This is a genomic window from Pseudomonas sp. S60, from assembly GCF_016647865.1.
GTDB classification, from domain to species: Bacteria; Pseudomonadota; Gammaproteobacteria; order Pseudomonadales; family Pseudomonadaceae; genus Aquipseudomonas; species Aquipseudomonas parafulva.
In genome coordinates this window covers 46,072-60,511 of sequence record NZ_JACVVH010000019.1, presented here as the reverse complement: position 1 = coordinate 60,511, position 14,440 = coordinate 46,072, and the positions used below count along the sequence as shown (strand labels likewise).

Below are 14,440 nucleotides of genomic sequence, written 5' to 3'. Positions count from 1 at the left end.
CGTTTCGGTTGTGTGTATTATTGTGGAACGTGCCGTTACAACACATTGACGGGCACACGAAAACAGCGTGCTACAACGCAATGTATGCAGGGTGGCGCCCTTCAAGTTTGCGGTAAAAACAGTGTGCGCTTTTTGATATGAATCATTTATAAGTGAGTTGTAGCACGCTTGTTTTTCTGTTGTTGGCCAGGGCTCGCTCCTGCAGTAACGTCACTGCAACAGTCAGGCCCATGAAGGCTGCGCTGCCCCAGAAAATCCCTGTGGGGTGGCCCTGGTCCAGCAGCCATCCAAACCCGACCGGCCCGAGTGTGCCGCCGATATTGAAACCGGTCGAAACGATGCCGAAGGTTTTACCTTCGGCACCTTTTGGGGCGGCAGCGCGTACCAGCATGTCACGCGAGGGGGCTATCACCCCGGTCAGGAACCCCGTCACCCCCAGCACAGCCAGCAGTGCCGGCTCGTTCAGGCGCGTGGTGGCGACCAGCATCATCAGCAGGGTCGCCAGGGCAAATGCACTGGCTGCCACCACGCCGTGGCGTTGGGTTCGGTCGGCCAGCGTGCCCCCGGCCAGCACGCCGAAAGCGCTGGCGAAGAGGAAAGCGGTGAGTGCCGAGTTGGCCCAGTTCAGGGCGACGCCCTGGCCTTGCATCAAGGCGGCGACAGAAAATTTTTCGATCGCGCCGGTGCTCAGGTTCAGCAATACGAATAACACGGTGAGGCTAACCACCATCGGTGACAGCAGTGCCAGGCGGCCTACCGCAGGCTGGCCTGCAGGCGTGGCCGATTGCACGTGGGTGGCCTGCGGCAGCGCCGAGCCTTGCACCCACAGCACCGCCAAGGTTGCAAACCCCACCAGTGCTGCCGCCGCGAACGCCATGGCCGGGGAGCTGGCCACGGCAACGCTCAACAGGAACACCGGGGCCACAGCGGCGCCCAGGAAACCTGCGAAGGTGTGCACCGAAAACGCTTTGCCGATATGGGCCGGGTCGATATGACGCGACAGCAAGGCATAGTCGGCGGGGTGGTAGATGGCGTTGGCAACCCCGGCCAGGGCCATGCCAAGCAACAGGCAGAAGTAGCTGGGCGCCACTGCGATCAGCAGTAGGCTGCTGCTGCCCAGCGCCAGAGCGGCCCGCAACAGGCGCATCGCACCAAAGCGGTCCACGGCAAACCCCATGGGGGCTTGTACCAGTGCCGTCACGATGTTGAACAGGCTCAAGGCCAGGCCCAGTTTCACATAGTCCACCTGGAAGAACGCCGGCAACAGCGGGAACAGCGCTGCCAGCACCATGATGTGCAGGTGGCTGACGAAGTGAGCAGCGGCGACTTGAGGTAATAACCCGATACGAAGCGTCATGGCGAAACCTGTGTGGTAAGCAGGGCAAAACCGGCGCAGAGCTTAAAGAGTCAACGGTCTTGCGCGGTAGTCCATTACTGCGACTCAAACCAGACCACTTGAGCTGGCCGCATGGCGCCCGCGCCACCCCCTGGCTAGACGTGTGGCAGCAGTACCCTGGGCGGTGGTCTGCAACACCGGCCCGAACTGGTAGGGGCGCAGGCACCCTGAGCCGCTAGGGTAGGGCGGCGAGTTTTTGGGCGTTTACACAAGGAGTGAGCATGCCGCGTTTCGCTTATCGGGAGGGCTTGGCACTGCCCGGCGTCAGTGGTGCTGCGCTGCCCCAGGTAGACGGTGAAGTCTGGCAGGCCATTGATGCCGAGCGTCAGCGCCAGTTGCAGTCTATCGAGCTGATCGCCGCCGAGAACGTGGTCAGCCGCGCGGTGCTGGAGGCCCAGGGTTCGGTGCTCACCAACAAATATGCCGAGGGTTACCCCGGGCGGCGCTATTACGCCAGTTGCGGCAATGCCGACGCCATTGAAACCCTGGCCATCGAGCGGGCCAGGCTGTTGTTCGAGTGCGCCCACGCCAACCTGCAACCCCATTCAGGCAGCCAGGCCAACCAGGCTGTATTCCTGGCATTGCTGGCGCCGGAAGACAAGATATTGGGCCTGGACCTGAAGGCCGGCGGCCATTTGTCCCACGGCGCCGCATTCAATGTCTCCGGGCGCTGGTTCAATGCCATCAGCTACGGGGTAAGCCCGGTTACCCACAGGGTCGACATGGACGAAGTGGAGCAAATCGCCCGGGAGCACTGCCCGCGACTGATCATTGCGGGCGCCGCGGCGTATTCACGGGCGCTGGACTTTGCGCGGTTTCGCGCCATTGCCGACGACGTGGGGGCGTACCTGATGGCCGACATCGCCCACGTGGCCGGGCTGGTTGCCGGTGGCGCCTACCCGTCGCCTGTGCCCCATGCCCATGTCACCACCCTGAGCACCCACGCCACCTTGCGCGGGCCCCGTGGCGGCATGATTCTGTGCAGCGATCAGGCCCTGGCGCGCAAGATCGATGCGGCGGTGTTCCCGGGTTTGCAGGGGGCAGCCCAGATGCACACGGTGGCGGCCAAGGCGGTGGCGCTGGGCGAGGCGTTGCAGCCGGGCTTCGGCCCCTATGCCCATGCCGTGGTGGCCAATGCCCAGGCCCTGTGCGGGCGGCTGGCCGAGGGCGGGCTTTTGGTGGTGTCAGGCGGCACGGATACCCACCTGGGGGTGGTCGACCTGCGGCCGTGGGGCCTGGCGGGCAACGTGGCCGAGGCTGCGCTGGAGGCCATCGGCATTACCGTGAACCGCAACGTGGTGCCCGGCGATGCCGGCACGCCCAGGGTTACCTCCGGCATTCGCCTGGGCAGCGCTGCGTGCACGTCACGGGGCATGGGCGTTGACGAGTTTCGCGAAATCGGCGACATGATCCTGGCCATGCTGGGCGGCGTGCGCAGTGGCTCGCTGGACATCCGCACCGAACACGCCATTCGTGAAGGCATCAGCGACCTGACCCGGCGCTTCAGGTTGCCCTACTGAGCCCGCCAGTCAGATTTTCAGGGCGTTGGCCAGGCGCAACATGGCGGCTTCGATCTCGTAGGCGGTCAGTGAGGAATAGCCCAGCAGCCAGCCTTGCTGTTTCGGCTCGCCCACGTACAGGCCGCTGAGGCCGGACAGCTGAACACCGGCAGTGGCGGCCTGGCGGATGGTCTTTTCCTCGGACCAACCGGCCTTGAGCAGGCAGGGGATCTGCAGCCCGCCTGGCGGCAGCTCGGCCGTGACCACTGCACTGAGGTACTTGCCGATGGCGTCGAACATGATCGACCGACGCCCGGCATACAGCTTGCGCATGGCCCGCACATGGGCGTTGTAATGGCCGTCCTCCATGAAGCGCGCCAAGGTCAGCTGCAGTGTCTGCGGGGTGTGGCCGTCCATCATGCTGCGTGCGTAGGCAAAGGGTTTGACCAGCTCGTTGGGCAGCACCATGTAGCCCATGCGCAGGCCGGGGTAGAGGGTCTTGCTGAAGGTGCCGATGTAAAGCGTGCGCTGGTACTTGTCCAGGCCCTGCACGCAAGCTGTGGGTTGCCCGTCGTAATGGAACTCGCTGTCGTAGTCATCTTCGATGATCCACTTGCCTTTCTGCGCCGCCCAGTTGATCAGCTCAAGGCGCCGCTCCAGCGGCAACGTCGCGCCGGTGGGGTACTGGTGCGAAGGTGTGACGTACACGCAACTGGCACCGCTGCGGTCGTCGTGCAGCAGGTCGGTGCGGATACCCCGTTCGTCCACGTCGATGGGCAGCACCCTGGTTTCGGCAATCTGGAACGCCTTGCGTGCGCCATAGTAGCCGGGGTTTTCCAGCAGGATCGGCTTGCCAGCGTCCACCAGCAACTGCGCGCACAGGTACAACGCCTGGCGGGTGCTGCTGAGCACCAGCACCTGGTCGGGCGAGCACTTGGCGCCGCGCTCAAGGTTCAGGTAGGTGGCAATGGCCTTGCGCAGGGGCTCGGCCCCTTGAGGGTCGCCGTGCAGCAGCACGCTGGCGCGGTAGTCCTTGACCACCTGGCGTTGCAAGCGCTCCCACACGTCGGTGGGGAAGCTGCGGGTTTCTGGCAGGCCGGTGGCAAAGGCCTTGATCACTTGCTGGTCACGCACGCCACCGGTGTCGAGGATCATCCGCCCGCGCTGGCTGAGGCCTGCGCCAGGGTCCGTGACGCTGCGCCGAACCTCCTGCGCCTTCAGGCGGCGAGGGTTGGCACCGCGCAGTTCCATGCCCAAGGTGTCGCAGACGTAGCTGCCAGCGCCTTCACGGCGCACCACGAAGCCGTCCCGGTGCAGCTGTACGTAGGCGTTTTCGACGGTGTCGCGGGCACAGCCCAGGGATTTGGACAGCACCCGGGTAGACGGCAGCTTCAAGCCTGGGCTGAGGGCCCCGTCCAGAATCAGCGCACGCAAGGCCCGCTGGATGCGTTGATGCAGGTCCAGCAGCTGAAACTCGGGGTCGTTCAGCCGCATCTTGAGCGTTTCCAGCTCGAAGGTCTTTGCCATGTGGTCTGCTCTATATCCTTGAACTGGCCGGTAGTGGCAGGCCAGTCTACCCGTAGACTCTGGCCCTCGCCACTCCAGGCCCGGCCTGGTCACCGCTTGCACAGGAGCCCCTTCGACATGGCACGATCTCACAACTTCAGTGCAGGGCCCACCGCCGTGCCGCTGGAAGTGCTCACCCAGGCGCACGACGAGTTTTTCGACTTTGCCGGCACCGGCATGTCGGTGATGGAAATCAGCCACCGCTCGCCGCTGTTCACTGCCGTGGCAGAAGAGGCAGAGCAGGACCTGCGCGAACTGCTTGAGGTGCCTGCCGCCTACCGCGTGCTGTTCCTGCAGGGCGGCGCCTCGCTGCAATTTGCGCAGGTGCCGATGAACCTGGCAGGTGAAAGGGGCACAGCAGACTACGTGCACACCGGCCTGTGGTCGGGCAAGGCCATCGAGGCGGCGCGGCGCTACTGCGACGTACGCGTGGTTGCCAGTGCCAAGGCCAGCGGCTTCGACCACATTCCGCAACCCGCACACTGGCAGCTCAATGCCAACGCCGCCTACCTGCACTACACCGAAAACGAGACCGTGCATGGCGTGCAGTTCAGCGACCCGCCGGCGAGCGCCGCGCCGCTGGTGTGCGATGCCTGTTCCAGCCTGCTGTCCAAGCCCATCGACATTGCCAGGCACGGGCTGGTGTACGCCGCAGCCCAGAAGAACATGGGTGTGGCCGGGCTGACAGTGGTGATCGTTGACCCGGCGCTGCTGCAGCGTGCCCATGCGTTTACCCCGGACATTCTCAACTATGCGCGTATCAGCGATGCGCGCTCGATGCTCAATACCCCGGCCACCTACCCGTGGTACCTCACCGGCCTGACCCTCAAGTGGATCAAGCGCAGCGGCGGCTTGCACGCCCTGCATCAGCGCAACCAGACCAAGGCGAGCCTGCTGTACAGCGTGATCGATGCCAGTGAAGGGTTCTACCGCAACCCGGTGCAGGCGCCGTATCGCTCCATCAACAACGTGCCGTTCCACCTGGCCGACCCGGTGCTGGAGGCGGCCTTTCTGCGCCAGGCCGAGGAGGCCGGCCTGCACGGCCTCAAAGGCCACGCCAGCGTGGGCGGCCTGCGCGCCAGCCTGTAAAACGCCGTGTCGGTGGACGCGGTGGCTGCCTTGTGCGCGTTCATGCAGGCGTTTGCACGCCGTCAGGGTTGATGCACCTGAAAAGTGGTCTGGTCTGCCGCTTTGAAGTGTAGGGGTAAAGCCTGCCAATCAATGGCTATAAATAACCGCCCAGCGTGGCCGGATACATCGTCTAGCAAGGAGCCAAGACCCATGTCATCTACTCAACCTCTCTCGTCCCTGCGCCTGCGGGACCTGCTGCACCCGGTCGTCGCCGGGCTCATCTCGGTGATCGTGAATTATGGGGGCACCTTCATCCTGGTCTTCCAGGCCGCCAAGGTGGCCGGTCTAAGCCCCGAGCTGACGGCATCGTGGGTGTGGTCGGTGTCGATCGGGGTGGGGGTGACCGGCCTGTTCCTCAGCTGGGTGAGCCGTGAGCCGATCATCACCGCCTGGTCGACCCCCGCAGCAGCCTTTCTGATCGTTGCCCTGGCGACCACGCCTTATGCGCAGGCGGTGGGGGCGTACATGATTTCGGCAGCCGCGTTCGTGGTGCTGGGCGTATCGGGTTACTTCGAAAAGGCCGTGCGGTTGATCCCCCCGGGGGTAGCGGCTGGCTTGCTGGGTGGCATCCTGCTGCAGTTCGGTATCGGTGCGTTTGCCAGCATGAGCGTCGACCCGGTACTGGTGGGTGTGCTGATCGGCGCCTACATCGTGTTCAAACGCTTCAGTGCGCGCTATGCGGTGGTCGGCATCCTGGTGTTGGGGCTTGTGTTCCTGGTGATGCAGGCGCGGGTGGATTTTTCTGGCCTGGCACTGGAGTTTGCGACGCCGGTGTTCACCCGGCCCGAGTTTTCGCTCAATGCGCTGTTGAGCGTGGCGTTGCCGCTGTTCCTGATCACCCTCACCGGGCAGTACATGCCGGGCATGCTGGTGTTGCGCAATGACGGGTTCAACACCAGCGCCAACCCGATCCTTGGCGTGACGGGGCTGGGCTCGCTGCTGATGGCGCCGTTCGGCTCGCACGCGTTCAATATCGCAGCCATCACGGCGGCCATCTGCACGGGCAAGGAAGCCTCCGAGGACCCGTCCAAGCGTTGGATCGCAGGGGTAGCCGCCGGCATCTTCTACATTCTGGTGGGTATTTTCGGTGTCACGCTGGCAGCGGTGTTCATGGCGTTCCCGGCCACTTTCATCACCACCCTGGCGGGGCTGGCACTGCTGGGCACCATCGGCGGGAGCCTGGCCAATGCCATGGCCGATGTGAAAGCCCGCGAAGCGTCCCTGATCACCTTTCTGGCCTGCGCGGCCAACATCACCCTGCTCGGGATTGGCGGCGCCTTCTGGGGCCTGGTGATCGGCCTGGTGGCCTACGCCGTGCTCAACGGCAAGCTGCCACGGCGACGCAAAGCCCCTATCCCCCAGCCAGAGCACGTTGCAGTCCCCAGCAAAGGAGCAACCCATTGATGACCCCGCACGCCGAAGACCTCACGACCCTGCATGAGCGCCACGGCCGTTACCCGCAGGCCAACAGCGTGGAAGACTTCCGCCGCAACCTGGCAGCGGTGCAGCAACGCATTGCCCAAGCGTGCCAGCGGGTTGGCCGCGACCCGGCCAGCGTGCGCCTGTTGCCGGTCAGCAAGACCTTCGATGAAGCCCACCTGCGCCTGGCATACGCCGCTGGCTGCCGGCTGCTGGGCGAGAACAAGGTGCAGGAGGCGCAGCGCAAGTGGGAAGCCATGGCCGACCTGCAAGACCTGCAATGGTCTGTGATTGGCCATCTGCAGACCAACAAGGCCAAGCAGGTGGCGCGTTTTGCCAGCGAGTTCCAGGCTCTGGACAGCCTGCGCGTGGCCGAGGCGCTGGACCGTCGCCTGCGTATCGAAGGCCGGGAAATGGACGTGTTCGTGCAGGTGAACACCTCGGGTGAGGCCAGCAAGTACGGCCTGGTGCCGGATGACGTGGCAGCGTTTTTACAGGCGCTGCCCGCCTTCCCTACCTTGCGGGTGCGCGGGCTGATGACCCTGGCGCTGTTTTCTGCCGACGTTGCCCGCGTGCGGCCCTGCTTCGTGCGCCTGCGGGAGTTGCGCGACCGGCTGCTGCCAGGCGCCCCGGCAGGTGTGTCGCTGCAGGAGCTGTCGATGGGCATGTCAGGGGACTTCGAAGTCGCCATCGAGGAGGGCGCGACGGTGGTTCGGGTTGGCCAGGCGATCTTCGGCGCGCGCGCCATGCCCGATGCGTATTACTGGCCGACCGCCGATGCACGCCCGCTTGAAGATGACACGGTAGCGGCCACCGCCAGCCATTGATCCCCCTGTTAAGGAAAACCCGCAATGTCCGCTGCACTTGCTTACCTCATGAATACCTCTGCCCGGCAGCCGGTTGCCTTCAGCCGTGGCCAGGGCGCCTTGTTATGGGACTCGGAGGGCGTGGAATACCTGGATGCCATCGCCGGTGTGGCGGTGACCAGCCTGGGCCATGCCAACCCGGAAATCGCGGCGGCCATCACCGAGCAGGCCGGCGTGCTGCTGCACACCACCAACATGTTCCGCATTCCGTGGCAGGAACAGCTGGGCGAGCGGTTGTGCCGGCTCTCGGGCATGCAGCGGGCCTTCTTCTGCAACTCTGGCGCGGAAGCCAACGAAGCGGCGCTGAAGCTGGCGCGCCTGCATGGCAACGCCCGCCAGGTGGCGCAACCCCAGGTGCTGGTGATGGAAAACAGTTTTCACGGGCGTACCCTGGCCACGCTGGCCGCCACCGGTAACCCGGCTGTGCAGCGTGGCTTCGAGCCCTTGATGCCGGGCTTCATCCGTGTGCCTTACGACGACATCGACGCCGTGCGCCAGGTAGCGGCGCAATCGCCCAATGTGGTGGCGGTACTGGTCGAGCCGGTGCAGGGTGAAGGGGGTGTGCACGCAGCCTCCGTGGGCTACCTGCAGGCCCTGCGCCAGGTGTGTGACGAGCACGACTGGCTGATGATGATCGATGAAGTGCAGACCGGCCTGGGCCGCACCGGCACCTGGTTCGGCTTCCAGCACGCGGGTATCGAGCCAGACGTCATCACCCTGGCCAAGGCCTTGGGCAACGGCTTCCCCATTGGCGCCTGCCTGGCACATGGCAAGGCGGCCGAGTTGTTCTCGCCGGGCCACCACGCCTCCACCTTCGGGGGCAACCCGCTGGCATGCCGGGTGGGTTGCACGGTGCTCGACATCATGCAGCGCGACCACCTGCCGCAACGTGCCGCCGCTTCGGGCCGCCGCCTGCTGGCCGCGTTGAAGCTGGCCCTGGGCAGCCACCCCCAGGTGGTGTCCATTCGTGGGTTGGGCCTGATGGTCGGGATCGAACTCGATCACCCCTGTACCGACCTGGTCAACAAAGCCCGTGACGAGCAACGCATGCTGATCACCGTGACCCGGGGCAACACCGTGCGCCTGTTGCCGCCCCTGATCTGCGACGACGCACAGATCGACGATATCGCCGCGCGCATGGCGCGCTTGTTGTCCCCTCAAGCCTGAATACCCGTAAAGGACCTACGCACATGTACGACGCTTCGCTTACCCTCAACGCTTTCGATCCCGAACTGAACAAAGCCATTCACAATGAAGTGCATCGCCAGGAAGACCATATCGAGCTGATCGCTTCGGAAAACTACGCCAGCCCCCTGGTGATGCAGATCCAGAGCACGGTGCTGACCAACAAGTACGCCGAAGGCTACCCCGGCAAGCGCTACTACAGCGGTTGCGAATACGTCGATGTGGCCGAGCAACTGGCCATCGACCGGGTCAAGGCCCTGTTCAAGTGTGATTACGCCAACGTGCAACCCCACGCTGGCGCCCAGGCCAATGCGGCGGTGTTCCTGGCGTTGATCAGCCCGGGTGACACGGTGATGGGCATGAACCTGGCCCAGGGCGGCCACCTTACCCACGGCAACCCCGCCAACTTTTCCGGCCGCCATTACAACATCGTGCCCTACGGCCTGGACCCTGAAACCGGGCTGCTGGACTACGACGAGATGGAGCGCATCGCACTGCGCACCCGCCCCAAGATGCTGATCGGCGGTTTCTCGGCCTATTCGCGTTACAAGGACTGGGCGCGCATGCGCACCATCGCTGACAAGGTCGGGGCGATTTTCTGGGTGGACATGGCCCACGTTGCCGGCCTGGTGGCTGCCGGTGAATACCCGGACCCGCTGCCCTATGCCCACGTGGTCACCAGCACCACCCACAAGACCTTGCGCGGGCCACGGGGTGGCTTGATCCTGTCCAAAGGCCAGGGTGAAGCCTTCTACAAAAAGCTCGACTCTGCGGTGTTCCCGGGCGTCCAGGGCGGCCCCCTGATGCACCAGATCGCCGCCAAGGCGGTGGCATTCAAAGAGGCACTGTCGCCTGAGTTCAGCACCTACCAGGCCAAGGTGGTGACCAATGCGCGGGCCATGGCCAAGGTGCTGCAGGCGCGGGGGTACAAGATTGTGTCGGGCGGCACCGACAACCACATGATGCTGATCGACCTGTCTGCCAAGCCCTACACCGGCAAGGAAGCCGATGCGGCCCTGAGCAGTGCCTATATCACTGCCAACAAGAACTCGGTACCCAACGACCCGCGCTCGCCGTTCGTGACCTCCGGTTTGCGTATTGGCACCCCGGCGGTGACTACCCGTGGTTTCGACGTCGAGGCTTGCGAGCAGGTGGCTGGCTGGTTGTGCGATGTGCTGGATGCCTTGGAGAGCGGCCGCAGTGAAGAGGTGGGGCACCATGTGCGTGAGCAGGTGGTTGCCTTGTGCCGTCGTCACCCGGTGTATGGCTGAACCGGCTCTCGGCGAGGGGCCGCCAGGCGGCCCCACAATCCCTGCTCTGCACAGGCCCTACCGCGCCTGAGTCACCCGGTCCACCAGATAAACCAGGCTGTGGTAATCGATGCCGCTGTGGGTCGATAGCCCGATCTCGCAGGTGCGGCTGGTGGAAATGCCTTCACCGCAATACTGCACGGCGTCCTTCAGGCTGCGCAGGGAGTGGGCATTGAGCTCAGGTGTGGTGAAGCCCTTGTCGCCGGCAAAACCACAGCAGTGAATACCTTCTGGTATCACCACCTGCTTGCTGCAGAGCCGTGCCAGGTCGATCAGTGCCTGGCTCTCGCCCAGGTGCTGGGTACTGCAGGTGACATGCACGGCCACGGGGGTGTCCTGGGGGGTGAACGCCAGGCGGTCTACCAGGTGCGTGCGAATGAAGCGCACCGGGTCGTACAGGTCCAGGCGCGATTCGCCCAGGTCCTGCACCAGGCGCAAGGTGCAGGGGCTGGTGTCGCAGTAGATCGGGTCCAGGCCGCCACGGCTGGCGTGCAGCAGGGCGTTGATCAATTCCTGGCGCTTGTGTTCGGCCTGTTCCGGGTAGCCTTTGGACGCGAACGGCTGGCCGCAGCACAGGCTGTCGGCATTGTCGGGGAACACCACCTGGTAGCCGGCCTTTTCCAGCAGGGCGCGGGTCTTGTCCAGCAGCGGGGTTTGCTCCTGGTCGGCGAAGGCCGGGCCCATCACCCGTGAAACACACGCGGCCAGGTATACCACCCGCGGGCGGGCGTCGTTGCTGGCCGGGCCCAGGCTGAACGCGCGCAAGGGCTGCGGCATGGCCGGGGTCCATTGCGGCAAACGGCCCTGGCTGGCTTTGCTCAGCGAGGCGCTCAGGCGGCGCAGGCGGGGGGCGCCCAGCAGCTTGCGCGCGGTGTTGGCAGCCAGCAGGGTAAGGCGGGCGCCGGTCAGGGCGGTGTGAAAATGCTCGGCCAGCCAGTCGGCGGCCTTGCGATGGTCTGCGGCCTGGCTGCGCAGTTTCTTCACCAGCTCACCGGTGTTGATGCCCACCGGGCAGCGCTGGGCGCACAGGCCGGTGGCGGCGCAGGTGTCGATGCCCTGGTACTGGAAGGTTTCGCGCAGTTGGCGGGTATCCAGCCCTGCGCGTTGCCTAGCCTGGATGTCCCGCCACATCACGATGCGCTGGCGCGGGCTGAGGGTCAGGCCTTTGGAGGGGCACACCGGCTCGCAGAAACCACACTCGATGCACTTGTCGACGATCGCGTCGGCGGCAGGTAGCGGCTTGAGGTTTTTCAGGTGGATGCTTGGGTCTTCACTCAGCACCACGTCGGGGTTGAGGATGCCGTTTGGGTCCAGCAGGCGCTTGAGCTGCCACATCAGCTGGTAGGCGTCCTGGCCCCATTCCAGCTCGACGAAGGGCGCCATGTTGCGGCCAGTGCCGTGCTCGGCCTTGAGCGAGCCGCCAAACTCCACCGCCACCAGTTGCGCCACGTCGTCCATGAACGCCTGGTAGCGGGCCACTTCTTCGGCACTGTTGAAGCCCTGGGTGAAGACGAAGTGCAGGTTGCCTTCCAGGGCATGGCCAAAAATGATCGCTTCGTCGTAACAGTGCTTGTCGAACAGCTGGATCAGCCGGTTAACGCCTTCTGCGAGCTGCTCGACGGGGAACGTCACGTCTTCGATGATCACGGTGGTGCCGGTCTGGCGCACGGCGCCGACGGCGGGGAAGGTGTCCTTGCGGATTTTCCACAGCTGGTTGTACACCGCCGGGTCTTCACTGAAGTTCACCTGCTGCTCCAGGGGGAACTCGGCGATCGAAGCCATCACCTGCTGCAGTTGTTCATGCAGCAGGCTCTGGCTGGCGGCACGGGACTCGATCAGCAGGGCGCAGGCGTTGGCTGACAGGCCCTTCACCCACAGCGGCATGCCAGGCATGCCCTGCACCGAGCGCAGGCTGCGGCGGTCGAGCAACTCCACGGCCGATACTGGCTGGCGCTTTAGAATAGGCACAGCGCGGCAGCAGCTCTCGACACTGGGGAACACCAGCAGGGCGCTGGCTTTGTGCGGGTGGTCGGGCACGGTGTTGTAGGTGACCGCACTGATGAACCCCAAGGTGCCTTCAGACCCCACCAGCAGGTGCTGCAGGATGTCCAGCGGCTGGTCGTAATCCACCAGCGCATTGAGTGACAGACCGGTGGTGTTCTTCAGCCGGTATTTGTGGCGGATGCGCTCGGCCAGCGCTGTGTTGGCGCGGGTTTCCCGGCCCAGGCGGGCGAGTGCCTCCAGCAGCGGTGCGTGGCTTTGCTCGAAGGCGGCGATGCTGGTGGGGTCTTCGCTGTCCAGGCGCGTGCCGTCGGCCAGCACCAGGCGCAGGCCGGCCAGGGTGTGGTAGGTGTTCTGAGCCGTGCCGCAGCACATGCCACTGGCGTTGTTGGCGACGATGCCGCCGATCTTGCAGGCATTGATCGACGCCGGGTCGGGGCCGATCTTGCGGCCGAACGGCGCCAGCCAGGCATTGGCCTGGGCCCCGATTACACCGGGCTGCAGGCGGATCTGCTCGCCGTGGCCACGGATTTCGCGGCCGTTCCAGTTGTCACCCAGCACGATCAGCACCGAGTCGCTGATGGCCTGGCCCGACAGGCTGGTGCCGGCGGCGCGGAAGGTGACCGGCACGCGGTCGCGTTGGGCCAACCGCATAAGGCCCACCACTTCGTCCTCGGACTCCACCCGTACCACCAGCTTGGGGATCAGGCGGTAGAAGCTGGCATCGGTGCCGAAGGCCAGGGTGGCGGTGGGGTCGTCGAAACGGCGCTCGGCCGGTATCAGGCGCTCGGCATCTCGCAGAAACGCAGCGGGCAGGCTCATGCAGTCTCCTCGCGGGGCCGCGGCATCTGGTGCGCCGCGTGCCCCGGTATTCAGGCGGTGTGTCGGCAGGCGCTCAGGCGCCCAGTTCGCGCACCAGCGAGTCGCGGGTGATCTCGCTGATGGACTTGGTACCGGTCAGCACCATGGCGACGCGCATTTCCTTCTCGAACAGCTCCAGCAGGTTCTTCACCCCGGCCTGGCCGTGCACGGCCAGTGCATACAGGAAGGCGCGGCCGATCAGCACGGTGTCGGCGCCCAGGGCGATCATGCGCACCACGTCCAGGCCACTGCGGATGCCCGAATCGGCCAGGATCTTCAGGTCACCTTTCACGGCGTCGGCGATGGCCGGCAGCGCACGGGCGCTGGACAACACGCCATCAAGCTGGCGGCCGCCGTGGTTGGAGACCACGATGCCGTCGGCACCGAACTTGACTGCGTCGCGCGCGTCGTCGGCGTCCAGGATGCCCTTGATGATCATCGGGCCGTCCCAGAATTCGCGGATCCATTCCAGGTCACGCCAGGAAATGGATGGGTCGAAGTTGTTGGCCAGCCAGCCGATGTAGTCGGCCAGACCTGTTGGGTTGCCACGGTAGGCAGAGATGTTGCCCAGGTCGTGCGGGCGGCCCATCACGCCGACGTCCCATGCCCATTCGGGGTGGGTCATGGCTTGCAGCACGCGGCGCAGCGGGCCGTTTCTGCCGCTCATGCCCGAGTGGGCATCGCGGTAGCGGGCGCCGGGGGTGGGCATGTCGACGGTGAACACCAAGGTGCGCACGCCAGCGGCCTTGGCACGCTCCAGGGCGTTGCGCATGAAGCCACGGTCCTTGAGTACATACAGCTGGAACCACATGGGCCGGTCGATGGCCGGGGCCACTTCTTCGATCGGGCACACAGACACCGTGGACATCGTGAACGGAATGCCGTGGGCCGCTGCGGCGCGGGCAGCCTGCACTTCGCCACGGCGAGCGTACATGCCGGTGAGCCCGACCGGGGCCAAGGCCACGGGCATGCTCAGGGTTTCACCGAACAGCTCGGTTTGCAGGCTGAGTTCGGACATGTTCTTCAGCACGCGTTGACGCAAGGCGATGCTGGCCAGGTCCGAAACGTTGTGGCGCAGGGTGTGCTCGGCGTAGGCGCCGCCGTCGGCATAGTGGAACAGGAACGGCGGCAGCTTGCGTTGCGCGGCGGCGCGGTAGTCGGTAGAGGCAGAAATGATCATGGGCTCTCGCAGCGTGGCTTGTGAGG

At 65.1% G+C, this 14,440-nt stretch carries 9 protein-coding genes and 1 pseudogene; 6 read left to right on the top strand and 4 right to left on the bottom strand.

The window, feature by feature from the left end; genetic code table 11:
• Positions 1 to 142: 142 nt before the first annotated feature.
• Entirely contained in the window at positions 143 to 1,357 is a 1,215-nt protein-coding gene (locus tag IAE33_RS11760) for an MFS transporter (protein WP_201163628.1), read from the bottom strand.
• Positions 1,358 to 1,617: 260 nt separating this feature from the next.
• Between IAE33_RS11760 and IAE33_RS11755 the strand changes: the two genes are divergently transcribed.
• A complete protein-coding gene (locus tag IAE33_RS11755) occupies positions 1,618 to 2,916 on the top strand; it encodes a serine hydroxymethyltransferase (protein WP_201163627.1) in 1,299 nt (432 codons plus the stop codon).
• A 9-nt stretch (positions 2,917 to 2,925) separates the two neighbouring features.
• Here the strand turns inward: IAE33_RS11755 and pdxR are convergent, their stop codons facing one another.
• Positions 2,926 to 4,422 (bottom strand): MocR-like pyridoxine biosynthesis transcription factor PdxR, encoded by a 1,497-nt coding sequence (pdxR, locus tag IAE33_RS11750; protein WP_201163626.1) that lies wholly within the window; start codon positions 4,420 to 4,422, stop codon positions 2,926 to 2,928.
• A gap of 117 nt (positions 4,423 to 4,539) precedes the next feature.
• Between pdxR and serC the strand changes: the two are divergent.
• The 5 genes and pseudogenes from serC to glyA all read left to right on the top strand — a co-directional run bounded on the left by serC (position 4,540) and on the right by glyA (position 10,333).
• Positions 4,540 to 5,622, top strand: a pseudogene (gene serC / locus IAE33_RS11745) (3-phosphoserine/phosphohydroxythreonine transaminase).
• A 120-nt stretch (positions 5,623 to 5,742) separates the two neighbouring features.
• Positions 5,743 to 6,996 carry a benzoate/H(+) symporter BenE family transporter gene (locus IAE33_RS11740; RefSeq protein ID WP_201163624.1) on the top strand — a complete coding sequence of 418 codons (1,254 nt, stop codon included), beginning with the start codon at positions 5,743 to 5,745 and terminating at the stop codon, positions 6,994 to 6,996.
• Positions 6,996 to 7,838, top strand: coding sequence for a YggS family pyridoxal phosphate-dependent enzyme (locus tag IAE33_RS11735; RefSeq protein WP_201163623.1), 843 nt, complete (start codon positions 6,996 to 6,998; stop codon positions 7,836 to 7,838). The genes IAE33_RS11740 and IAE33_RS11735 overlap by 1 nt, the downstream gene beginning before the upstream one ends.
• Before the next feature lie 24 nt (positions 7,839 to 7,862).
• On the top strand, positions 7,863 to 9,044 hold the full coding sequence (locus IAE33_RS11730; protein WP_201163622.1) for an aspartate aminotransferase family protein: 1,182 nt from the start codon (positions 7,863 to 7,865) through the stop codon (positions 9,042 to 9,044).
• A 23-nt stretch (positions 9,045 to 9,067) separates the two neighbouring features.
• Positions 9,068 to 10,333 carry a serine hydroxymethyltransferase gene (gene glyA / locus IAE33_RS11725; protein WP_201163621.1) on the top strand — a complete coding sequence of 422 codons (1,266 nt, stop codon included), beginning with the start codon at positions 9,068 to 9,070 and terminating at the stop codon, positions 10,331 to 10,333.
• A gap of 57 nt (positions 10,334 to 10,390) precedes the next feature.
• On the opposite strand, the gene IAE33_RS11720 is transcribed toward glyA, so the two are convergent.
• Both IAE33_RS11720 and lldD read right to left on the bottom strand, forming a co-directional pair.
• The gene (locus IAE33_RS11720) at positions 10,391 to 13,195 is read right to left on the bottom strand and encodes an FAD-binding and (Fe-S)-binding domain-containing protein (protein WP_201163620.1); all 2,805 of its coding nucleotides are present in this window, start codon (positions 13,193 to 13,195) and stop codon (positions 10,391 to 10,393) included.
• A 73-nt stretch (positions 13,196 to 13,268) separates the two neighbouring features.
• Positions 13,269 to 14,414: an FMN-dependent L-lactate dehydrogenase LldD gene (gene lldD / locus IAE33_RS11715; RefSeq protein WP_028632645.1), complete on the bottom strand. Its 1,146-nt coding sequence runs from the start codon at positions 14,412 to 14,414 to the stop codon at positions 13,269 to 13,271.
• Positions 14,415 to 14,440: the final 26 nt, after the last annotated feature.